Raw genomic sequence first — 22,080 nt, 5'->3', positions numbered from 1 at the left:
TTTATAACAAAGAGTAAATAACAGATTATGACAAACAGCAAATTATTTTTAAGCCTTTTGGTCGCGGGAGCTGTTGCTACAGGAACAGCACAAGCTCAAAGTTTAAAAGATGCAAAGGCTGCAATTCAAGCTGAACAATATGACAAAGCTAAAGCTATGTTGCAGAATTTGGTTCAGAAAAAGGCAAAAGATGGTGAAAACTATTTTTACTTAGGTCAAATCCACTTGATCAACGATAAGGTCGATTCGGCACAGGTCGTTTTCCAGGAAGGTGTAACGAACGCTCCTAAGGAAAAATTGAATACTGTAGGTCTAGGTATCGTAGACCTTGAAAAAGGTAATGTGAGTGCTGCTGAAACAAAATTCTCAGAAGCTTCACAGGGTATTGGCAAAAAAGAGTATGAGATCCCTTACTTTATTGGAAGGGCCTACATCGATGCCCCAAAACCTGATTATAAGAAAGCGGTTGAATATTTGACCAAAGCGAAGGAAATGAATGCTAAGGATGCATTAATCCCTACAGCATTAGGTGATGCTTACGCCGGACTGCGCGAAAGTAGCCCTGCATTCGTAGCCTACCGTGACGCTTTGGCAATCGATGACAAGCTATTGGCTCCAAAAATTGGTCAAGCAATCATTTCCAGGAGAGCGCAAGCTTATGACGTAGTATTAGAACAATTGACCACTTTGGCAGGTGAAAACCCAGAATATGGTCCGATCTACCGTGAGTTGGCAGAGACTTATTACTTGTCATCTATCAAAGCTCCAGAAGATCAATACCGTGAAATCAACCAAAAAGCAGTTGAAAATTACAAAAAATACTTGTCATTGACTGGTGATGCTTCAACAGACGCAAAAGTACGTTACGCTGACTTCTTGGTTTATTCCGGTAACTACGATGAATTGAAAACTGTTGCTCAAGAATTATCAACTATAGAAGGTGTGGATGCTAAGGTATATCGTTACTTAGGTTACATCTCTTTCTTGCAAGATAAAGATTATCCAAAATCATTAGAGTACATGACCACTTTATTCAGCAAAGTTGATACCTCCCGTCTGATCGGTCGTGACTACCTGTACGCTGGTTTAGCTAACTTAGTTGCTGGAGATGCCGCAAAAGGCGCTGAACTATTGAAGGTAGCTGAAACTAAACAGACTGAGGATGAGAACTATGATGAAGAGATTTCAGAGACTGCCTTTGAATACTTCAAGAACGGTGAGAACGAAATCGCAGCTAAGATCTTCAGGATCCCTGCCAGTAACGACAGCTCAGATTATTTCTTCGATTCAAACTTCTACCTGGGCCAAATCGAGTACGGTATCGGTTCTAAGCTCGTAACTGTCCCAGAAGGTACTGAACTGACCCCAGAAGAAGTGACTGCCAAGATGAACGAGGCTAGGCCACATTTAGAGGCAGCAGTAAAATCATTGGGTACAGTTGCTGCATCTACGAAGAAAGAAGTTGTTGACAAATACAAGATCCCTGCCCTATACTACAAGGGGCTAACTGAATTAGCTTTGGATAACGTAATGTACGATCCAGAAAACGCTAAAGGTTTGTTCGTAGATTCATTCACTCAATTGCTATCTGCTATCACTGCATCCGGCAAAGCTGAAGAAGAAGCGAACAAAACTTACGCTGCAGATGCCAATAACTATATCGGTTACTTCGCATACTTAAAAGGTGATACAGCTAAAGCTAAACAGCATTTTGGGGAAACATTGAAGTTGAAACCAGATGATGCCTTCGCAACTCAGATGATGGGTGCACTTTAAGGGAGTTCGAACAAGATTTATACAATGGAGGCCGCTTTTTGCGGCCTCCATTGTATATTTAGAAATTTAAGAGGATTGACCGTGGTTGGATTTGAATGGCCAGGCGATGAAATCGGGACTAAATCCAAATACAAATACGTTAACGGTCATCAAGCGTTGATCTCCCTACGCCGTTTTGGTTGAAATCCGTATATTGTTCCATGAAGTCCCCAACTCTATTTATAGTAAGTGTGTTGATTATGCGAAAAGGGGATTTGATACCGGGACTAACCTAATTTAAAATGATTATTGAGGAAAGATGGGTACTTGACCACTTTCTGACCTTTTCATCTTGGTCCGCTTGCCCAATCTTCTACTGTGTATTTCCAAAGATGTGATTTGCCCGGTCCAATGGTCCTTAGTTAGGACCTGCCAGATTTTTTTCAACTACCTAAATTCCCCTGTATGGGATGCACATTCGTTCAAGATCATCAATTTCTTTTTAAGCGCGGGTTGCATATCCTTGCCAGGCCAATCAACTTTTTTCTACTTCACCTTTCCTGATAAGTTAGCGTTTATGCAAAATGGCAAATTGTCCAGATTTTTCCTGTATTTGCCAAAATAATTACCTGTCCCGTGAGTTCTGCAGGAGAATAAAGGCTCAATTGGTAAAGGTTAGGGTTGTTTAACTGCTGTATAGTGGCCAGTCTTGCCCTAAATCTATCGGGCCGGCAGGCACAGCCTTTTTTAGTATATCACAACTGGTCTCATATCCGCTTGTGGGATTTTTGACAATACAGCTTCCCTAAATACTAACAAGCCAGTGGCGAGATAAAGTGGAGTGATTCTCCCAATTAGACCAAAATCATGAAGTGATGGTTCTAGGATTAGGTAATCAGGCCTATCCCTAATTCCTGGACTAAGTTCATGGAGGCTAAAAAATCAATCTTGAACTGCATGGAGCTTCTTTCATTTTTATTTATTTTTGGCATGTGACGATTAATGAACTAAAAAATGAATTGCTCAACAGGCAATATGAAGACAACATACGGATCGCGCCACACATTGTGGTGTGCAATGCAGAGCGGTTCCTTCAAAAACAGTTCAGGGACTGTGCCAATTGGAAAAAGGATCTTGATTCTTGCCCTAGCTACGATCGGTTGATTCTCTTCCATAAAGCTGTTTCAGGACGCTGATTGACCAGAACCAGGTTACCTGACTTAAGACTGCTTGTGTTTTTAAGCTAGTGATCCCATTGATCATGTGGAATTGAGTGATTTAGGACTATCAATTACCGTTATACTTGACGAAATGGAGTTTTGGCTTGCTAGATAGGGACTCCATATCCGGACCCTGATAATTGCTCGGCCAGTGTTACCTCAATTCTTAAAAAATGTAAAAAAACCACTTGACACTTGAATTTAAAGGATTTGATTTTTAGATTAGCCAAAACTTTATAAAAACGGGATTTTCCATTTCATTTGACATTTTTTCCAAAGCTATCAATTTAAAATAGTTTAATAGATTATGTTACGAGAAACCAAATTTTCCAGATTTCAGGCCAAGCCTTTTTTTATCCTTCTAATCTGCATGATAATCCAGTCGGGTTATGTGCATAGCCAAAGCAGCCACATCCAGAACAGTTCCACGCAGGCTCCATTTCGGAGTCGCTTGATGAATGTCGAGGCAGCTCGGAACGAGACATTTAGGTACCATGCAACCTTAGAAAACTTATCCAAGACAACTAAGATTTACATGCTCCAGGCCGAATTGCCCCCGGGGTGGTTAGCTAACTTCATGGTAGAGGGGACCCCCGTGCGCTCCCTAGAGATGACGGCTGGCAAAAGCTATGACATAAACATTGAGGTAAATCCCTCTCTATTGGCCCCTCCGGGGAAAACGTCCTTTCTCATCCTCGCAATTTCCGAAATGGATACCCTTAAACTTCCGCTTGAGGCTGTCGTAAAAGGTTCATTCAATCTAGATCTCTCCACCCCTACCGGCAAGTTGAACGAGGAATTGGTTGCTGGGAGGAAAAAGGAGCTACTGTTTGAACTCAAAAATTCCGGCTCATTGCCTTTAACTGAAATTGAATTGAGCGGTCTCCCACCTAAAAGCTGGACGGTGACCTTCGAGGATGCGCAAGTCAAGGAATTGGCCCCTGGTAAGTCCATTACTGTAAAGGCTCTTATTGAGGTCCCTGAAAAGAGCATTGCGGGTGACTATGTCCTTAAGGTTTCTGCAAAGAACGCCAATGTATCTGCAGAAAGTTCCATTAGGGTCCAAGTTAGGACCTCTGTCTGGACAGGGCTGTGGGGGATTGCCATAATATTGATTTCGATAGCCTCCATTTTCTTTTTGATAAGGAAATTCGGCAGGCGCTAGCAAATTTCCATCAGGTCCTAATTATATAATCCATTATTTTATTGTGGGTAAACTTCCATGAAATGAAAGAACCGATCATTGAATTTGAAAATCTTTGCAAAAATTATGGTAATAAAAAAGCCGTAGACAACTTGAACCTTCAAATATATGAAGGAGAAATCTACGGTTTGCTAGGTCCGAACGGTGCTGGAAAAACAACCACTATCTTAATGATGATGGGACTTACCGAACCAACTTCTGGTATGGCGTCCGTAGATGGCTTGCAATCAAACAGGAACCCGATAGAGGTTAAGAAATTGGTTGGGTACTTACCTGACAGCGTGGGGTTCTACGAAGGAATGTCACCTTTGGACAATTTAAGGCTTATAGGCCGGTTAAATCAAATTCCTGAAAAAGAAATAGAAGAAAGGTCGCATCTTTTACTCCAGCAGGTAGGCCTGCAAGTGGATAAGCAAAAGTTGGTGGGTACGTTCTCTCGGGGAATGAAGCAGCGTTTGGGCCTGGCAGAAGTGCTAATCAAAGATCCTAAAATTATTGTCCTCGACGAACCTACGTTGGGTTTAGACCCCCGCGGCATTAAGGATTTCCTGGCACTTATACAAGACCTTAGCAGGAGAAGGAACATTACTGTATTGTTGTCTTCCCACAATTTGCACCATGTCCAGCAGGTCTGTGACAGGGTGGGGATATTTGTCCAAGGAAAATTGATAGCGAGTGGCAATATTGCCGATCTGGGCCATTCATTGAATAAAAAAGATGGTTTTTTTACCAGTATTCAGACCCAGGTTTCGACCCTGGGGCCTTCTGTTTTGAAAACGCTTTTAAGGGAGCTTCCCGTCATGAGGATTGATTTAATTTCGGAAAACCATGCCGAGATCACTACCTCTGAGGAATGTACTGCCTCCATCGTAAAGATCCTTGTCACAGAAGGATACGATATTACCTCGGTACAAAGGGACAACCTGACCCTTGAACAGATTTACCAACAATATTTCCTTGAAAACCCTAAATTTCTATAAAGATGAATATCGATAGTACCTTACGCACAGCGCAAATTGGTGTAAGTCATTTTAGTAGTCCTTTTTGGATTCTGGCACGGAAAGAAATTGCTGACATGGTTAGAAGTTGGAGGTTCCGAATATTAATTTTGTTAGTTCTGTTAATATTAACGAGTTCCATAACCCACGTCGTGGAACAGGTGCCGGCCTGGATCCAGAACAATGATCTCTTAGAATCGGATTTTCCATTTCTCAAAATATTTACCTCGTCGGGTTCAACCCCTTCGTATTATGTACTCATAAGTTTCGTCGCTCCCCTACTTGGGATAAGCCTAGGGTTTGACAGAGTGAATTCAGAATTTCTAAGCGGGACGATGACACGAATTGTTACCCAGCCAATCTACAGAGACAATATTCTATTGGCAAAATTTTTTGCACCCATATTTGTCCTGAGTGTATTATTTCTTTGTGTAACGGGACTGGTCGTTGGAACCGGAATGATTTGGACTGGATTAAGCGTTCAGCTTGTAGAAATTATTCGGATATTCGCCTTCATCTTTCTGTTGATTGTTTACCTAGGGTTCTGGTTGGCCTTTTCGTTATTGATGTCCATAGTTTTTAGACAGCCCTCGTCTGCGGCCCTCACATCATTGAGTTTATGGTTGTTCCTGACCATATTTTTTCCCATGCTGACATCACTCATTGTCCAGCAGCTGCTGCCCTTGAAACCTTTCATGTCAGTAGAAGAGCAGTTCTCAAGGCAGGAATTGGTGCTGAATATATTGAGAGTCAGTCCAAGCCAATTGTTCATAGACGGGAGTACTTCCATCCTGATGCCAACCGTAAGGAGTTTAGGTCCGCTGAACATTGAGCAGATGGAGGCAGCGATCCCAGCACCATTGCCCATAATTGATAGTTTATTGATAGTTTGGTCCCAGTTAACTGGATTAATAGCGGGAACTTTGGCCCTCTTTGCCATATCCTACTTTCTTTTTATGAGAAGGGAAATTAGAAATTAACCCGTTTCCTTACTGTCCCATGGCAAGGCCCCCACGGTGGCCAAATGTGCATAGCTGAAGCTCCAATGTAGGGGGACGAGCTTTTAGTGCGCAATCTATCTTCTGGCGATAGCATTAGGTTCTATCGAGGAGCTTGATTAGGGCGGACTGTAGTAGATCAAGGTAACCGTAGGCTTTTGGGAAATTTGGCTGTAGGTCCAATAACCAGGTGTCCAGACCACTTTCTTAGGATAAGCTAGGTCTCTGTCCTGCGGAATGGCGAGCGGCACACCAAATTGTGCTCGCTTACCGGTGTGGAAAATCTAGCGGAATCTGAACGGTGCTGGTTCAAGCGTCAGGTATTGTCCATTGGGACTATTTATAATGTTTCAAAATAACAAAAAGCAGAGCTATACGGCTGTCCCTCACTTTTTTTATTGACATAAATTGTTATTTTTGCTAGACTACTAATAGCGATAAACTAAAGATATGGAAGGATTAGCAGGGCAAAGTGCACCTATAGATTATATTCCTATATTGATCCAATTGGCTGTGGCCGTTGGCTTCGGTGTTACGACAATCATCGGTACCCATTTAATTGGTCCTAAAGTGCGCACAGAGAATAAGCTTAGTGCTTTTGAATCTGGGGTTGAGGTTGTCGGGAATGCAAGGCAGCCGTTTTCCATCAAATATTTCCTGGTAGCAATCTTGTTCGTCATCTTTGATATCGAGGTGATCTTTATGTATCCATGGGCAGTTAACTTCCGTGAATTTGGCGTTCAGGGGTTGATAGAGATGTTTGTTTTCATGGGACTATTGCTTTTAGGGTTTATTTATGTCATTAAGAAAAAGGCATTGGATTGGGACTAGCCTTGGGCCTATTCCTTGAAGATCACTTTAATAAACAGAGAGATGAGTAATATTACCTTATCAGATGCGCCTCCTGGTGTAGAGGGAGCAGGATTTTTTGCAACGACTTTGGATAAAGCCATAGGTTTGGCGAGAGCCAATTCCTTATGGCCATTGCCATTTGCGACGTCCTGCTGTGGAATTGAGTTTATGGCAACGATGGGATCTACCTATGATTTAGCGAGGTTTGGTGCCGAGCGTCCGAGCTTTTCACCAAGACAGGCTGATATGTTGCTAGTGATGGGGACCATTGCAAAGAAGATGGCTCCGGTATTGAAGCAGGTTTATGTTCAGATGGCAGAGCCCCGTTGGGTAATTGCTGTTGGTGCATGTGCTTCTAGTGGAGGTATTTTCGATACCTATTCCGTGTTGCAGGGGATTGATGAGATCATTCCGGTGGATGTTTATGTTCCTGGCTGTCCTCCGCGTCCTGAGGCAATCTTAGATGGAGTACTAAGACTTCAAGATATTGTAAAGAACGAGTCTTTGAACCGCAGAAATACGCCTGAGTATAAGGCTTTATTAGAAAAGTACGGAATCGCAACAGATAATGGATAAGTTGACTAATCAAATGGTTATTGATAAACTGAATGCAGAATTCGGGGAATCAGTAAACCATATAACAGAACCTAAAGGACTGCTAACAGTCGAAACCGATAAGGAAAATATCATAAAGCTGTTGACCAGCATCAAGGATGATGAGGCGATGCAGTTTATTTATTTGACTGATATTACTGCGGTCCACTATCCGGAACGTGAAAAGCCTTTCGCTGTTGTGTACCATGTCCATAGTTTAGTTCATAATGTCCGCATTCGGATCAAGGTTTTCCTGGAAAAGGAAAATCCAAGTATTCCAAGTGCCACGGTTCTTTGGAACGGTGCGAATTGGATGGAGCGTGAAACTTATGATTTCTTTGGGGTCAACTTTGAAGGACATCCGGATTTAAGGAGAATTCTTAATATGGATGATCTGGGAGTTTTCCCGATGCGCAAAGAATACCCGCTGGAAGATCCAAACCGTGTGGACAAAAAGGATTTTTATTTTGGACGTTAAGAGAGGATGTCATGAGTAAATCGATTTCAAGAATATCACATAATGCACCAGTCTTTGATGATAATGATCCTCAAGACGATTTGGTGACCCTAAATATTGGTCCTACCCACCCTGCAACGCATGGTGTTTTTCAGAATGTCGTGCAGATCGATGGTGAGCGTATCGTCAGTGGGGTTTCCACCATTGGATATATTCACCGTGCATTCGAAAAAATTGCAGAGCATAGACCTTTTTATCAGATTACCCCTTTAACAGACCGCTTGAACTACTGTTCATCACCAATCAATAATATGGGTTGGCACATGACCGTTGAGAAGCTTTTGGATATAGAGATACCAAAACGCGTTCAATATATGCGCGTGATAGTGATGGAATTGGCGAGGATTGCTGACCACATCATATGTAACGGTATTTTGGGGGTTGATACTGGTGCCTTTTCAGGATTCCTGTATGTGATGCAGGAACGTGAGTTCATCTATGAAATCTACGAAGAGATCTGCGGAGCCCGATTGACGACCAATATTGGACGTATCGGTGGTTTTGAGCGTGATTTCAACGACGTGGCATTTGAAAAGATCAGAGAATTCTTAAAGAGATTCCCGCCAGTTTTGAGGGAATTCCAAGAGTTGTTTGACAGAAACAGAATTTTTATCGAGCGTACCTCCAATGTAGCCGCGGTTACCCCAGAGGAAGCTTTAAGTTATAGCTGGTCAGGTCCAATCTTACGTGCAACAGGCGTGGATTATGATGTGAGAGCGCATTCGCCATACTGTTCATACGAGGAATTTGATTTTGATATTCCAGTAGGCACAAATGGGGATGTTTATGACCGATTTATGGTAAGAAATGAAGAGATGTGGCAATCCCTTCGAATCATTGAGCAAGCTTTGGAAAAAATAGACAAGGAGCCGAAAGGCATTTTCCATGCTGATGTTCCTGATTTTTACCTCCCGCCAAAAGAGCAAGTATATACAAGCATGGAGGCCTTGATCTATCACTTTAAGATCGTGATGGGAGAATGGGACGCTCCAAAGGCTGAGGTTTATCATTCCGTTGAAGGGGCAAATGGTGAATTGGGATTCTATATGGTACATGATGGAGGAAGAACTCCATATCGTCTGCACTTTAGAAGGCCTTCATTCATCAATTATCAGATGTTTGCGCCTATGAGTAGCGGAATGTTGATTTCAGATGCGATTATCAATATGAGTAGTTTAAACGTAATAGCTGGTGAATTAGATGCTTAGTGTTAAAGAAAATATGATTGTCGAGTTTTCGGCAGAGCTTTTGGGGAAATTCTCCGAAGTGGTAAGTCGTTATCCAGAAGGTAAGCAAAAATCAGCATTATTGCCTATCCTTCACCTCGTACAGGAGGAATATGGATGGTTAAGCGTGGATGCCATGGAGAAAGTGGCGGCCTTCTTAAGCATCCAACCTATTGAAGTGTTCGAGGTGGCGACATTCTATACCATGTATTTCCTACAGCCGCAAGGTAAATACGTCCTGGAGGTTTGCCGAACGGGGCCATGTTGCCTGGTTGGTGCAGAGAAGATCATGGCTCATATTGAAGAGAAATTAGGCGTAAAAGAAGGAGAAGTGACTGCTGATGGGATGTTCTCTTGGCGGGGCGTGGAGTGTTTGGCGGCATGTGGATTTGGTCCCGTGCTTCAGATCGGTCCAAGCTATACCTTCTATGAGAATCTTACACCGGAGAGTGTCGATCAATTGATCGGCGATTTAAAGAATAAATCAAAAAGCGAGGCTTAGTAATATGGGACGTAAGTTATTATTAGAACATATCAATGTGCCAGGAATCAACACCTTCGCTGTTTATCGGGAGAAGGGTGGTTACCGTGCTGTAGAGAAAGCCTTGAAAAGCATGTCTCCAGAGGATGTAGTGGAAGAGGTGAAGAAATCGGGTCTTCGTGGCCGTGGTGGAGCAGGATTCCCTACTGGAATGAAATGGAGCTTTTTGGCAAAACCAGAAGGCGTTCCGCGTTATCTAGTTTGTAATGGAGATGAGTCGGAACCGGGAACCTTCAAGGACCGTTTCTTGATGACCTATATTCCGCATGCCTTAATTGAAGGGATGATCGTTTCCAGCTATGCATTAGGAGCACATACCTCCTATATCTATATCCGTGGCGAGATGATGCCTCAAATCCGAATCATGGAAAAGGCCATCGAAGAAGCAAAAGCGGCTGGATTTTTAGGTAAAAATATATTAGGGACTGGTTACGATCTGGAGATCTATGTACAACCGGGAGGGGGTGCCTATATCTGTGGTGAAGAGACTGCCCTGTTGGAATCCCTAGAGGGGAAAAGAGGCAATCCAAGGATTAAACCTCCATTCCCTGCTGTTGCGGGCCTATATGGCTGCCCAACGGTGGTAAACAATGTGGAATCCATTGCTGCGACAGTGCCTATCGTCAATGATGGCGGCGAGGAGTACGCAAAAATTGGAATTGAAAGAAGTACAGGAACTAAATTGATTTCGGCGTCAGGGAATATTGCAAAACCTGGAGTATATGAAATTGAGATGGGTGTCCCAGTGGAAGAATTTATTTTCTCCGATGAATATTGTGGAGGAATGGCAAATGGCAAGCGATTGAAGGCTGTAGTGGCTGGAGGTTCTTCGGTGCCTATCCTTCCTGCCAACCTGATTGTGAAAACGATGAAAGGCGAACCGCGCCTGATGACCTATGAGTCATTGGCAGATGGGGGCTTTATAAGTGGTACAGCAATGGGATCTGGAGGCTTCATCGTTTTTGATGAAGATCAATGTATTGTCAGGAATACCTATAACTATACTCGTTTCTACCGTCATGAGAGCTGTGGGCAATGTTCACCTTGTCGTGAAGGAACGGGTTGGATGGAAAAGATCTTGAACAAGATCGAGACCGGTCATGGTAACATGTCGGACATCGATCTATTGTGGCAAGTGCAACAGAAGATCGAAGGAAATACGATCTGTCCATTAGGAGATGCAGCGGCTTGGCCTGTTGCAGCCGCAATTCGTCATTTCAGGGATGAATTTGAGTGGCATATCCTACATCCGGAAGAAGCCCAAACAAGAAACTACGGTTTAGCACATTATGCAGATCCATTGGTTCCAGTTACGGAATAATAGGGGTCATTTTTAACGAAAAGCAACAATGGCAGAAGAAGTTCAAAATTTAAAAGTAACGATAGACGGAATAACGATTGAAGTTGCTCCGGGTACTACGATATTAAATGCTGCTAGGCAGATTGGTGGAGAGATCGTTCCTCCAGCCATGTGCTATTATTCAAAGCTAGAAGGTACAGGCGGAAAATGCCGTACCTGCTTGGTAAAAGTAAGCAAGGGATCGGAGAAAGATCCAAGACCAATGCCTAAGTTGGTTGCATCATGCCGTACAACGGTCATGGACGGCATGGAAGTGCTGAACATTACCTCTCCAGATGTAGTAGATGCCAGGAAGGCGGTTGTGGAGATGTTATTGATCAACCACCCATTGGATTGTCCGGTCTGTGACCAGGCAGGCGAGTGTAAGCTCCAAGATTTGAGCTACGAGCATGGTGCTGAGAAAACCAGATATGAATTTGAGCGCAGGACATTTGAGCGAATTGATATTGGTGATAAGATCCAGTTGCACATGAACCGATGCATTTTATGCTATCGTTGTGTATATGTGGCCAACCAATTGACCAATAAAAGAGAACATGGCATTCTGTTCCGTGGAGACCATGCTGAAATATCGACTTATATCCATGAGGCACTGGATCATGACTTTATCGGTAATGTGATCGATGTATGTCCAGTTGGAGCATTGACGGACAAGACCTTTAGGTTTAAGAATAGGGTTTGGTTTACTAAACCGGTCGATGCCCACCGTGATTGTCCAAAATGTTCTGGAAAGGTGACATTATGGTACAAAGGTCCAGATGTGATCCGTGTGACGGGAAGAAAAGATGAGTACAATGAGGTTGATGAGTTTATCTGTGATACCTGCAGGTTTGAAACCAAGCGTACAGATGAGTGGATTTTAGATGAGCCGACCAAGATCAGCGATCAATCGGTTATTGCCTCCAACCACTATCATCAATTTGATCCTCCAAGTGTCATCAAGGACAATCCTGTATTGCAGGAAGCCAATGTGGAGCAATTAGCAAGATCTGAAAAATTAAAATAGAAAATAGGGAAGATGGAAACGGCCTTTATTTTAGAGAAATTAATCTTAGTTGTCATCATATTCGTGGTTACCTTGGTCATTGCCATGTATTCCACCTTGGCAGAACGTAAGATTGCTGGTTTTATGCAGGACCGCCACGGTCCGGATAGAGCTGGCGCATTTGGTATCTTACAGCCCCTGTGTGATGGTGGTAAATTCTTTTTCAAAGAAGAAATCATTCCTGCGGGAGCACATAAAACCTTATTTATTTTAGGACCTACCATAGCCATTATTACAGCCTGTATCAGTTCGGCCGTAATTCCTTGGGGGCAAACCTTGACCATTGGTGACAAAGCGATCAGCTTGCAGGTAGCCGATGTGAATATCGGTGTACTTTACATCTTTGGGGTTATTGCACTAGGCGTTTATGGTATCATGCTAGGAGGTTGGGCATCGAACAACAAGTTCTCCTTAATGGGAGCGATTCGTGCGGCATCGCAGAGTATCAGTTATGAAATTGCCATGGGACTTTCCTTGATCGCATTATTAATGGTGACCGGGACTTTATCCATTGGAGAGATCGTAGCACAGCAATCAGGATTTGTAAACTGGAATATCTGGGTTCAGCCTTTGGGATTCCTGATCTTTATGACCTGTGCGTTTGCGGAATGTAACCGTGTACCATTTGACTTGCCAGAATGTGAGACTGAGTTAGTTGGGGGATACCATACGGAATATTCATCCATGAAATTGGGTCTTTATATGTTCTCTGAATACATCAATATGTTCGTGTCCTCATCATTGATGGCAGCGTTGTATTTCGGGGGCTATAATTTTCCATTTATGTATGATCTGGGTCTTTCAGAAAACTGGATCACCATCATTGGGGTATTGGTATTCTTTGCGAAGATATTTGGATTCATCTTCTTCTTTATGTGGGTAAGATGGACCTTGCCGCGTTTCAGATATGACCAGTTGATGAATTTAGGCTGGAAGATGTTGATTCCATTGGCAATTGCCAATATCGTTTTGACAGGAATCATTACCATCGTTAAAGATACTTACTTTTAATCGGGAGAGATATGCAGTCGTTATCAAATAGGAAAAAAGTATTAGAACAAAAGCCGATGAACTTTTGGGAGCGCATTTATTTGCCTGCTATCGCCAAAGGTCTATCGATTACCATAAGACACTTCTTCAAGAAGATCCCTACCATTAAGTATCCGGAGGAGATCAGGCCTTATTCAAAGAACTTTAGGGGACAGCATTCCTTAAAGCGTGATGAACAGGGCAGGGAGCGTTGTACAGCTTGTGGCCTATGTGCTTTGTCTTGTCCTGCAGAAGCCATTACGATGACTGCTGGAGAGCGCAAGAAAGGGGAGGAGAACCTGTACAGGGAAGAGAAATATGCAGTTGTTTATGAAATCAACATGTTGCGATGTATCTTTTGTGGACTATGTGAAGAAGCATGTCCGAAAGAGGCAATTTACCTAGACGGTAAACATGTTACTGCAGATTATTTACGTAAGGATTTCATTTATGGTAAAGACAAGTTGTTGGAACCAAAGTTTGATATCACCAAATTATCTCAAAATCAGCAAGCATAACCTATGACCATATTTTATTTTGTAGCGTTTCTATCGATATTCTTTGCGTTGATGACCATCTTCACGAAGAATCCTGTACATAGTGTACTCTACTTAGTTATCACTTTTTTCACCTTTACCGTGCATTATATTCTATTGAATGCGCAGTTTTTGGCCGTAGTTAATTTTATCGTTTACATGGGGGCGATCATGGTATTATTCCTGTTTGTCCTGATGTTACTGAACCTGAACAAAGATAGCGAGCCTATGAAATCCCATTTAGTGAAATTTATGGGAGCGATAGCTGGAATGTGCCTATTGGCCGTATTCTTAGGTGCTTTTAGGGTATTGGAATCTAACAATGAGTTTGTAAAGGGCCATGAAGATATTGGTTTGGTAAAGAACCTGGGCAAGGTATTGTTCAAGGACTTTTTATTACCATTTGAATTGTCCTCCATCCTGTTGTTAACAGCGATGGTTGGAGCTGTATTATTGGCAAAGAAAGAAACACGAGCGAAACAAAATGGGTAGTTTAATTGAAAATATGCAGGGTATTCCCCTGAATCATTATTTGATATTCTGTAGCATCATCTTCGTGATCGGTGTGATCGGGGTATTGATTCGCCGGAACGTCATTATTATCATGATGTCGATTGAGTTGATGCTTAATTCGGTGAATTTATTGTTGGCTGCGTTCTCCGCTTATCGTGGGGATCCTAGCGGACAGGTTTTTGTGTTTTTTATTATGGCTTTGGCAGCTGCAGAGGTTGCGGTCGGTCTAGCGATAATTATTATGGTTTATAGGAATACCAAATCAGTGGATATTGATTCCCTGAATAAACTGAGGTGGTAAAAATAGATAAGAATTTTAGAGAGAATTGTATATGAAAGAATTCATTTGGATGCTCCCCTTACTTCCTTTATTAGGATTTCTGATGATTGGACTGCTGAGAAAAAGCACGCCAAGACCATTGATTTCAATTATTGGATGCGGAACAATCCTCATTTCATTTTTACTAAGCTGTGGTTTATTCAAGGAGGTTTATGATGCAAGACAAGCTGGGGGTGATGGTGTTATTTTCCAAGAAGTATTCAACTGGTTTACGGCAGGAAGTTTTAGTTTGAACATTAGTTTTTTGGTTGATCCATTGAGTTCAATCATGTTATTGATCATTACGGGAGTTGGATTTTTGATCCATCTGTACTCTGTAGGATATATGGCAAATGATGAAGGTTTTGGTAAATACTTCTCGTATTTGAACCTGTTTATCTTCTTTATGTTGCTTTTGGTATTAGGATCCAACTATTTGGTGATGTTCATCGGTTGGGAAGGCGTAGGCTTATGTTCTTATCTATTGATCGGATTCTGGTTCAAGAACAGCAATTATGCGAAGGCAGCGAAAAAAGCTTTTGTCATGAACCGTATCGGTGATTTAGGGTTCTTGATCGCCATGTTCTTTATCTTGGCCAATTTTGGTTCTTTAGAATTTCAACAGATATTTCCTGCTGCCGGACAACTGGCAATGGGCGATACGTCTTTATTGATCATTACCTTATTGTTATTTGTTGCAGCAACAGGTAAATCGGCCCAGATTCCATTGTTTACTTGGTTGCCAGATGCGATGGCAGGCCCGACGCCAGTTTCGGCCTTGATCCACGCAGCGACTATGGTAACTGCTGGTATCTATATGATCGCCCGTTCAAACATCATGTTTACATTATCTCCGGTTACCATGGAGGTTATTGCGATCATCGGTGTGGCAACGGCTTTGGTTGCTGCATTTATTGCCATTACGCAAAATGACATCAAAAAAGTATTGGCATATTCCACGGTCTCTCAACTGGGATATATGTTTTTAGGTTTAGGTGTTGGAGCCTTTACCGGAGCGTTTTTCCATGTGTTGACCCATGCATTTTTCAAGGCCTTATTGTTCTTGGGTGCGGGTTCCGTAATCCACGCGATGAGCGAGGAGCAGGATATGCGAAAAATGGGAGGCCTGAAAAAGTACTTGCCTATCACCTATGCAACGATGTTGATCGGAACGATAGCTATTTCCGGGATTCCACCATTGTCGGGTTTCTTTTCAAAAGATGAGATATTGGCACATGCCTTTGTTGCCAGTCCGATCTTTTGGGCGTTAGGTTTTATTGGAGCCTTATGTACCGCATTCTATATGTTCAGATTGTTGTATCTGACCTTCTTTGGTAAATTCCGTGGAACGGAGAACCAGAAACATCATTTGCATGAATCACCTAGCTCAATGACTATTCCATTGATCGTATTGGCTATTCTGTCGGTGTTGGGTGGATTAATCAATATTCCTGAGGCATTATTCGGAGGCGCATGGTTGGCTAACTTCCTAAGTCCGGTATTTGCACAAACTAATCAGGTAGTGGAACCATTCCATCTATCACATAGCACAGAGTTTGTTTTAATGGGCGCATCAGCATTAGGTGCCATCATTATGGCTTTCGTTGCTTACAATAAGTACATTAAAAAATCAGATATTCCCGGGGCCGATGGTTCAGCAGAACAAGGCGGACTATATAATCTATCTTACCATAAAATGTACATCGATCAATTGTATGACAGCTTATTTGTTCGTCCATTGAATGGACTGTCCAAATTCTTGCACACTGTTGTTGATAAGACCGGTATCGATGGATTAGTCAATGGAATTGGCGAATTGTTTGTTTCTTCAGGGAAGGGCATTCGTCAGATCCAGAGTGGGAATGTTGGGTTTTATATATTTATGATGGTGATCGGAGTTATTGCTTTCATGCTTTATGGATTATTTACAATCTAGATCAGAATTTAGGAATCAATGGACAACCTTTTTATACTGCTAATTTTACCTGTAATAAGTGCTATTATTTTAGCCTTTATCAAGAACAGCTCTGCTAAATGGGCTGCATTGGTCTTGTCACTTATTCAATTAGGCTTAACAATTCCTTTCATCTGTACGTTTGTGCCTGATGCAAGTATTCAGTTTGCACAATCTTGGAACTGGATATCGAGCTTGGGGATTCAATTCCAGATAGGCTTGGATGGTATTAGCCTTCCTATGTTGATCTTAACAAATGGCTTGGTCCCTTTAATCATCTTGGCAAGTTTTGGCCATGAGCAAAAGGGAGGATTCTATGGTTTAGTTTCCTTTATGCAAGCTGGATTGGTATTGGTATTTATCTCATTGGATGCGTTTTCATTTTATGTAGGTTGGGAAGCAGCTTTGATCCCAATTTACTTTATCTGTGCATTGTGGGGAGATGGAAACCGTATCAAAATAAACTTGAAATTTTTCGTATATACCTTCTTCGGGAGCTTGTTGATGTTGATTGCGATTATCTATCTATATCAACAAACCGGCGGAAAGGATATGTCATGGGCAACCTTGACTCAATTGGACCTGACAGATGCCGCTCAACGTTGGGTATTCTGGGCGTTCTTTATTGCTTTTGCAATTAAGATTCCTTTGTTCCCATTCCATTCATGGCAGCCAGATACCTATACTCATGCATCTACTGCAGGTACCATGCTTTTGTCGGGGATCATGTTGAAAATGGGTCTGTTTGGTCTATTGCGTTGGTTATTGCCATTGGCACCTGAAGCGGTTTCTCGATATGGCAATATTGCATTGATCATGGGAATCATCGGTGTCGTTTATGGAGCGATCATCGCTTTCAAAATGAAAGATGCTAAACGCTTGATTGCTTACTCTTCTATTTCACACGTGGGTCTTATTGCCGCAGGTGTTTTTTCATTGACCCAAGAAGGAATGCAAGGAGCAATCCTGCAAATGATCAATCACGGTATTTCTGTTGTTGGTCTTTTCTTTGTAATCGATGTTATCCAGAGAAGGACAGGAACCAGGGATCTTGCTGAGCTAGGTGGTCTGGCGATTAAAATGCCGATCCTGGCGGTGACTTTCTTGGTGATCATCATGGGTGCAATCGGATTGCCATTGACAAATGGTTTCATTGGAGAGTTCTTGTTGTTAAAGGGACTTTTCGGTAGTGGCGATAGTGGCGTTTGGTATGCTGTTCTTGGTGGTACGACCTTGATTTTTGCTGCCGCTTATATGTTACGTCTGTATCAGAAAACCATGTTAGGTCAGATCAATGACAATCAGACCCAGGTAAAGGATATTTCTGGCCATGAGGTGGTCTTATTATCGATCATTGTCATTCTAGTTATTTTAATAGGTGTCCTTCCGAATGGTTTATTACATCTTTCAGAGGCATCAGTTTCACAGTTATTACAACAAATTAAATAGTACGAGTTTAAAGATATATTATGGGTGCGATTATTACGCTTTCTTTGTTAGGTATTCTGCTTTTGTATTTAGGCTTGTACAAAGCTAAAAATGCATTACTGCCTGTTAGTATATTAGGCTTGTTGGTTGCCTTTGGGTTTGAAACCTATTATTGGAATGTCCAGGCAGAGCCTTTATATAGAGGAATGGTTATTTTTGATCATTTTTCCCTTTCTTTCTCGATGCTATGTATAGCATTGACCATTCTGATCCTGTTATTGTCGAAAGAGTACTTTAAGTCTATTTCGGACAATATCGCAGAATATTATTCCTTAATCTTATTCTCCTTAACGGGTGCTATATTAGTTTGTTCTTACCATAATTTCGCCATGCTGTTTATCGGTCTAGAGATTATGTCGGTAGCCTTGTATATTTTGGCGGGGATCAGAAGGACCGATAAGGCATCCAATGAAGCTTCGTTGAAGTACTTCTTGATGGGGGCTTTTTCTACTGGTTTCTTGCTATTCGGTATCACGCTATTATATGGATCAACTGGTTCATTCGATTTAGCTGTGATCAAACAATATATTATCGATAATCCAACAGGCATTTCACCAATGTTCTATGGAGGTATCTTGTTATTGTTAGTTGGGTTGTGTTTCAAAGTTGGTGCTGCTCCATTCCATTTCTGGACTCCAGATGTATATGATGGTGCTCCTATATTGATCACGATCTTTATGAGTACCGTGGTGAAGATTGCTTCATTCGCTGGCTTCTTAAAATTGTTCAGTACCGTCTTGGTTCCATTGAATGAGTTTTGGACTCCGGTTTTATTGACCGTGGTGATCATTACCTTGTTTATAGGAAACGTGACTGCGCTTATGCAGACCAGTTATAAGCGTATGCTGGCTTATTCTAGTATTTCGCATGCTGGGTATATGCTTTTTGCAATCTTGTCGATCGGTCCAAATTCAACTTCAGGAATCTTAACTTATTCAGCAGCTTACGGGTTGGCTTCGATTATTTCTTTTGGAGCATTGATCTTGGTGAAACGCCAAGCTGGATCGGATAGTTTTGAATCCTTCAATGGTCTAGGTAAAAGAAGTCCTTGGTTGGCATTCTGTATCACGATTTCTATGCTTTCATTAGCAGGTATTCCGTTGACAGCAGGTTTTATCGGTAAGTTTATGATGTTCTCCAATGTTATGAATGATTACCATACCGTACTGTTGGTTTTGGCTGCAATCAATGCTGCAGTTGGTGTGTATTACTACTTAAGGGTAGTGGTTCATATGTACTTCATGGATTCTAAGGAAGAGGTGACCGTTAGCATGCCGATTAATTTCCAGATCGTATTTGTTCTTTCCGTAATTCTGACTTTTGTGTTGGGAGTTTATCCGGATGCGTTGATTTGGTTAGCTAAATAGACATCAGACAATGGACATAAGACCTGGAAAATGGGTTTTGATGTCCGATAGAAGACATAAAGTAAAAAGGTCAGGATATCCTGACCTTTTTGTATTGATGTGTAGTTGTTGAAGATTTTTAGGCTTTGGTATTCCAGAATTCGTCTTCCCAAGCCATTTCGTTTATTGGATGTTCGTGTTTAAGGCTGACATATTCCATTTCTTCATCGGTAGCTATGCTCTGAATGAGAGGGAACAGCTGTCTTTCTTCCATTCTGATATGGGATTCCATTTTTTCTTCAATTCTGTTGAGGGATTTGACGGTATGTGGCTCATTCAATATCAGTCTTTTTATAGCTCTATGTTCAGCAATAGCTTCGTGTGCAAGTTTGTTCTCAGAACCAAGGATTGGAAAAACATATTTCTCTTCAATATTGAAATGATGGGAGATCTGTTGATGCCAAGCATTGATCAAGTAATTCCCGATACGGTCAGGGTCGATATTTAGTTCCAGGCCTCGCCTTATCTTCCAACAAATCAAAAGGGAGAAATGATGTTCCTTACTAAGAGGCCTTAATGCTGGATGTCTTTTCAGAGGTTTAGTTTCCATGATTCCAGTTTTTATGGTGATTCTGTTCTATAGAGGCACCCAGATTAACCGGGTGCCTATTTTCAAGAGCTGAACTCTTGGGCTACAGATTTATTAATTTAAAGACAGGGAAGCTGGTCCGAATTCTTCGAAATGGATCGCTTCTGTGTCAACGCCCGCATCTTTCAGGAATTCATAATGTTTGCGGATAAAGCCTGCAGGGCCACATAGATAGTAGTTGGCTCCATTCAGCAATACCTTATCCTGAATTTCTTCGAGATTGACAACGCCAGATGTTGCATGAGCGCTTTCTTTTTCCAATTGTTCATAGAATAGATGATTCTGCAATGATGGATTGATGGCGGAAAGTTCCTGTAATCTATCTTTGAAAGCATGGACCTGTTCATTTCTACATCCATGGACCCAAACGATCGGTTGGGTACTGTTTTTATTGAGAATCAATTCCTCAAGCATGGCCAATAGAGGAGTCTGTCCGATTCCACCACTGATAAAGACTTGTGGGTTGTTGTTTTCCTTTTGGTTCAAGACAAAGTTACCTGATGGTGAACTAAGTTCGATCTTATCACCTACTTGGATATGGTCGTGCAATCTATTGCTGATCATGCCGTCTGGGTGTTTACTGCCTTTTTCTTTTTTAACAGAAATACGGTAAAACTTGCCGTTTGGTGAGCTTGAGATACTGTATTGGCGAGGTTGGATCAGGTTTAATTCTGGTAAGAACAGCCTAACACTGATATATTGACCAGGTAAGTGGGCAGCGATATCTCCCTGATCGGTTGGATACAGGTAAAATGAGGTAATCTCTTGGGATTCCATTACTTTATCTCTGACCTCAAATGGCCTCCAACCGGTCCAGCCTCCTGGTCTATTTACTTTTGCTCTGTAAAGAGCGTTTTCATGACCGCTCATGATATCTGCCAATTGGCTGTAAGCAAGGGTCCATGCTTCTAACAGTTCGTCCGTAGCTGCATCGCCAAGAACTTCTTTAATGGAAGAGATCAGATGGTTTCCGACGATCTGATAATGTTCAGGGCGGATGTCTAAACTGGTATGTTTATGGCCAATATGGTCAACCACGCCTAAAAGAACCGACGGATTTTCAATATTTTCGGCATAAGCCAGGACTGCCATAGCCAAGGCCGTTTGTTGTTTCCCTGATTGTTGGTTTCCCATGTTGAAGACATGTTTAAGTTCAGGGTTGTGCTGAAACATGCGGTTGTAGAAATAGCTTGTTAATAATACTCCGTTTTCTCTCAAGACTGGTACTGTCGCTTTAATTAATGCTATTTGATTCTCTGTCATTACGTTGATAGTTTTCTAGTTTCTTATTTAAATTGAATTAAATTAAAACAAAGATAAAAATAATAAAAGAGTTTTTTGTCCTTTATTAAGTTTCTGACAAAAGAATGTTGTAGACGAGGGCGGGTAAGGAATAGGGCTGATTCTCAATTTTTATCCCTAATTTTGGAGAATGGGTATGTTTTCAAAGTCAGCGGAGTATGCCATTCGAGCCGTCTTTTATATCGCTAAGTCAACACAACTTGGCAGAAAAGTGGGTATAAAAGAGATTGCCAGCAATATCCAATCACCTGAGCCCTTTTTGGGGAAGATCCTTCAAGAGCTGAGCAAGGGTGGTATTGTGAAATCTGTAAAAGGTCCGAACGGCGGATTTTACCTGACTGAAGTAGAGATGAATAAGAAGCTATCGGAGGTGGTGAAAGCAATCGATGGGGATGATATTTTTATCGGTTGTGGCATGGGCTTACCGCAATGTTCCGAGGAACATCCATGTCCTTTGCATAATGAGTTTAAGGCCATCCGTTCGGAATTGGAAAGGATGCTTAAAAGCATTACCCTAGGCCAGTTCAATGAGGAGCTTATTCTGGGCAGCTTAAAACTGAACCGTGTTGATAAGAATCAATAATAAATCCTTCGGTCCACAACATATTTTGCCCCCTTTTTTCGTTTAATAATT

22 protein-coding genes are annotated in these 22,080 nt (G+C 41.8%); 20 read left to right on the top strand and 2 right to left on the bottom strand.

What is annotated here, in order from left to right; all coding sequences use genetic code 11:
- Positions 1 to 27 precede the first annotated feature (27 nt).
- The 19 genes from ACK2WI_RS18210 (at position 28) to ACK2WI_RS18120 (ending at position 19,516) form a co-directional block, all read left to right on the top strand.
- The gene (locus ACK2WI_RS18210; protein ID WP_409151881.1) at positions 28 to 1,776 is read left to right on the top strand and encodes a tetratricopeptide repeat protein; all 1,749 of its coding nucleotides are present in this window, start codon (positions 28 to 30) and stop codon (positions 1,774 to 1,776) included.
- Positions 1,777 to 2,747: 971 nt separating this feature from the next.
- Positions 2,748 to 2,951, top strand: coding sequence for a DUF6965 family protein (locus ACK2WI_RS18205; RefSeq protein WP_376780675.1), 204 nt, complete (start codon positions 2,748 to 2,750; stop codon positions 2,949 to 2,951).
- A gap of 478 nt (positions 2,952 to 3,429) precedes the next feature.
- Complete coding sequence (locus ACK2WI_RS18200; RefSeq protein ID WP_409151880.1) at positions 3,430 to 4,140, top strand: NEW3 domain-containing protein; 711 nt, start codon at positions 3,430 to 3,432, stop codon at positions 4,138 to 4,140.
- Between the two features lie 62 nt (positions 4,141 to 4,202).
- Positions 4,203 to 5,159, top strand: coding sequence for an ABC transporter ATP-binding protein (locus tag ACK2WI_RS18195; RefSeq protein ID WP_409151879.1), 957 nt, complete (start codon positions 4,203 to 4,205; stop codon positions 5,157 to 5,159).
- 2 nt (positions 5,160 to 5,161) lie between these two features.
- Positions 5,162 to 6,157, top strand: a complete 996-nt coding sequence (locus ACK2WI_RS18190; protein WP_185213220.1) for an ABC transporter permease — start codon at positions 5,162 to 5,164, stop codon at positions 6,155 to 6,157.
- 468 nt (positions 6,158 to 6,625) lie between these two features.
- On the top strand, positions 6,626 to 7,006 hold the full coding sequence (locus tag ACK2WI_RS18185; RefSeq protein WP_093099584.1) for an NADH-quinone oxidoreductase subunit A: 381 nt from the start codon (positions 6,626 to 6,628) through the stop codon (positions 7,004 to 7,006).
- A 42-nt stretch (positions 7,007 to 7,048) separates the two neighbouring features.
- Positions 7,049 to 7,603, top strand: a complete 555-nt coding sequence (locus ACK2WI_RS18180) for an NADH-quinone oxidoreductase subunit B (protein ID WP_093099582.1) — start codon at positions 7,049 to 7,051, stop codon at positions 7,601 to 7,603.
- On the top strand, positions 7,596 to 8,099 hold the full coding sequence (locus ACK2WI_RS18175; RefSeq protein WP_093099580.1) for an NADH-quinone oxidoreductase subunit C: 504 nt from the start codon (positions 7,596 to 7,598) through the stop codon (positions 8,097 to 8,099). The genes ACK2WI_RS18180 and ACK2WI_RS18175 overlap by 8 nt, the downstream gene beginning before the upstream one ends.
- 11 nt (positions 8,100 to 8,110) lie before the next feature.
- Entirely contained in the window at positions 8,111 to 9,346 is a 1,236-nt protein-coding gene (locus ACK2WI_RS18170) for an NADH-quinone oxidoreductase subunit D (protein ID WP_175486330.1), read from the top strand.
- On the top strand, positions 9,339 to 9,866 hold the full coding sequence (gene nuoE, locus ACK2WI_RS18165) for an NAD(P)H-dependent oxidoreductase subunit E (RefSeq protein WP_185213219.1): 528 nt from the start codon (positions 9,339 to 9,341) through the stop codon (positions 9,864 to 9,866). Before ACK2WI_RS18170 ends, nuoE begins: the two co-directional genes overlap by 8 nt.
- Before the next feature lie 4 nt (positions 9,867 to 9,870).
- Positions 9,871 to 11,226: an NADH-quinone oxidoreductase subunit NuoF gene (gene nuoF / locus ACK2WI_RS18160; protein ID WP_185218455.1), complete on the top strand. Its 1,356-nt coding sequence runs from the start codon at positions 9,871 to 9,873 to the stop codon at positions 11,224 to 11,226.
- Between the two features lie 28 nt (positions 11,227 to 11,254).
- The gene (locus ACK2WI_RS18155) at positions 11,255 to 12,271 is read left to right on the top strand and encodes a 2Fe-2S iron-sulfur cluster-binding protein (protein ID WP_313262001.1); all 1,017 of its coding nucleotides are present in this window, start codon (positions 11,255 to 11,257) and stop codon (positions 12,269 to 12,271) included.
- A gap of 12 nt (positions 12,272 to 12,283) precedes the next feature.
- Positions 12,284 to 13,321, top strand: coding sequence for an NADH-quinone oxidoreductase subunit NuoH (gene nuoH / locus ACK2WI_RS18150; protein WP_093099573.1), 1,038 nt, complete (start codon positions 12,284 to 12,286; stop codon positions 13,319 to 13,321).
- A gap of 11 nt (positions 13,322 to 13,332) precedes the next feature.
- Positions 13,333 to 13,857 carry an NADH-quinone oxidoreductase subunit I gene (locus ACK2WI_RS18145; protein WP_093099572.1) on the top strand — a complete coding sequence of 175 codons (525 nt, stop codon included), beginning with the start codon at positions 13,333 to 13,335 and terminating at the stop codon, positions 13,855 to 13,857.
- Between the two features lie 3 nt (positions 13,858 to 13,860).
- On the top strand, positions 13,861 to 14,367 hold the full coding sequence (locus tag ACK2WI_RS18140; RefSeq protein ID WP_093099570.1) for an NADH-quinone oxidoreductase subunit J: 507 nt from the start codon (positions 13,861 to 13,863) through the stop codon (positions 14,365 to 14,367).
- Complete coding sequence (gene nuoK, locus ACK2WI_RS18135) at positions 14,360 to 14,689, top strand: NADH-quinone oxidoreductase subunit NuoK (protein WP_185218458.1); 330 nt, start codon at positions 14,360 to 14,362, stop codon at positions 14,687 to 14,689. Before ACK2WI_RS18140 ends, nuoK begins: the two co-directional genes overlap by 8 nt.
- A gap of 31 nt (positions 14,690 to 14,720) precedes the next feature.
- Entirely contained in the window at positions 14,721 to 16,643 is a 1,923-nt protein-coding gene (gene nuoL / locus ACK2WI_RS18130; RefSeq protein ID WP_409151878.1) for an NADH-quinone oxidoreductase subunit L, read from the top strand.
- Between the two features lie 18 nt (positions 16,644 to 16,661).
- Complete coding sequence (locus ACK2WI_RS18125; protein ID WP_409151877.1) at positions 16,662 to 18,110, top strand: NuoM family protein; 1,449 nt, start codon at positions 16,662 to 16,664, stop codon at positions 18,108 to 18,110.
- 20 nt (positions 18,111 to 18,130) lie between these two features.
- Positions 18,131 to 19,516: an NADH-quinone oxidoreductase subunit N gene (locus ACK2WI_RS18120; protein WP_409151876.1), complete on the top strand. Its 1,386-nt coding sequence runs from the start codon at positions 18,131 to 18,133 to the stop codon at positions 19,514 to 19,516.
- A gap of 118 nt (positions 19,517 to 19,634) precedes the next feature.
- Here ACK2WI_RS18120 and ACK2WI_RS18115 read toward each other — a convergent pair whose 3' ends face one another.
- Positions 19,635 to 20,105 (bottom strand): hypothetical protein, encoded by a 471-nt coding sequence (locus ACK2WI_RS18115; protein ID WP_409151875.1) that lies wholly within the window; start codon positions 20,103 to 20,105, stop codon positions 19,635 to 19,637.
- A gap of 93 nt (positions 20,106 to 20,198) precedes the next feature.
- Positions 20,199 to 21,407 (bottom strand): NO-inducible flavohemoprotein, encoded by a 1,209-nt coding sequence (gene hmpA, locus ACK2WI_RS18110; RefSeq protein ID WP_409151874.1) that lies wholly within the window; start codon positions 21,405 to 21,407, stop codon positions 20,199 to 20,201.
- Between the two features lie 175 nt (positions 21,408 to 21,582).
- Between hmpA and ACK2WI_RS18105 the strand changes: the two genes are divergently transcribed.
- A complete protein-coding gene (locus ACK2WI_RS18105; RefSeq protein ID WP_409151873.1) occupies positions 21,583 to 22,029 on the top strand; it encodes an RrF2 family transcriptional regulator in 447 nt (148 codons plus the stop codon).
- Positions 22,030 to 22,080: the final 51 nt, after the last annotated feature.

This window comes from Sphingobacterium sp. BS-2 (genome assembly GCF_046161205.1).
In the GTDB taxonomy this organism is placed as follows: Bacteria; Bacteroidota; Bacteroidia; order Sphingobacteriales; family Sphingobacteriaceae; genus Sphingobacterium; species Sphingobacterium mizutaii.
Note: the sequence above shows the minus strand (reverse complement) of the source record. Positions and strands in the feature narration are given on the sequence as shown.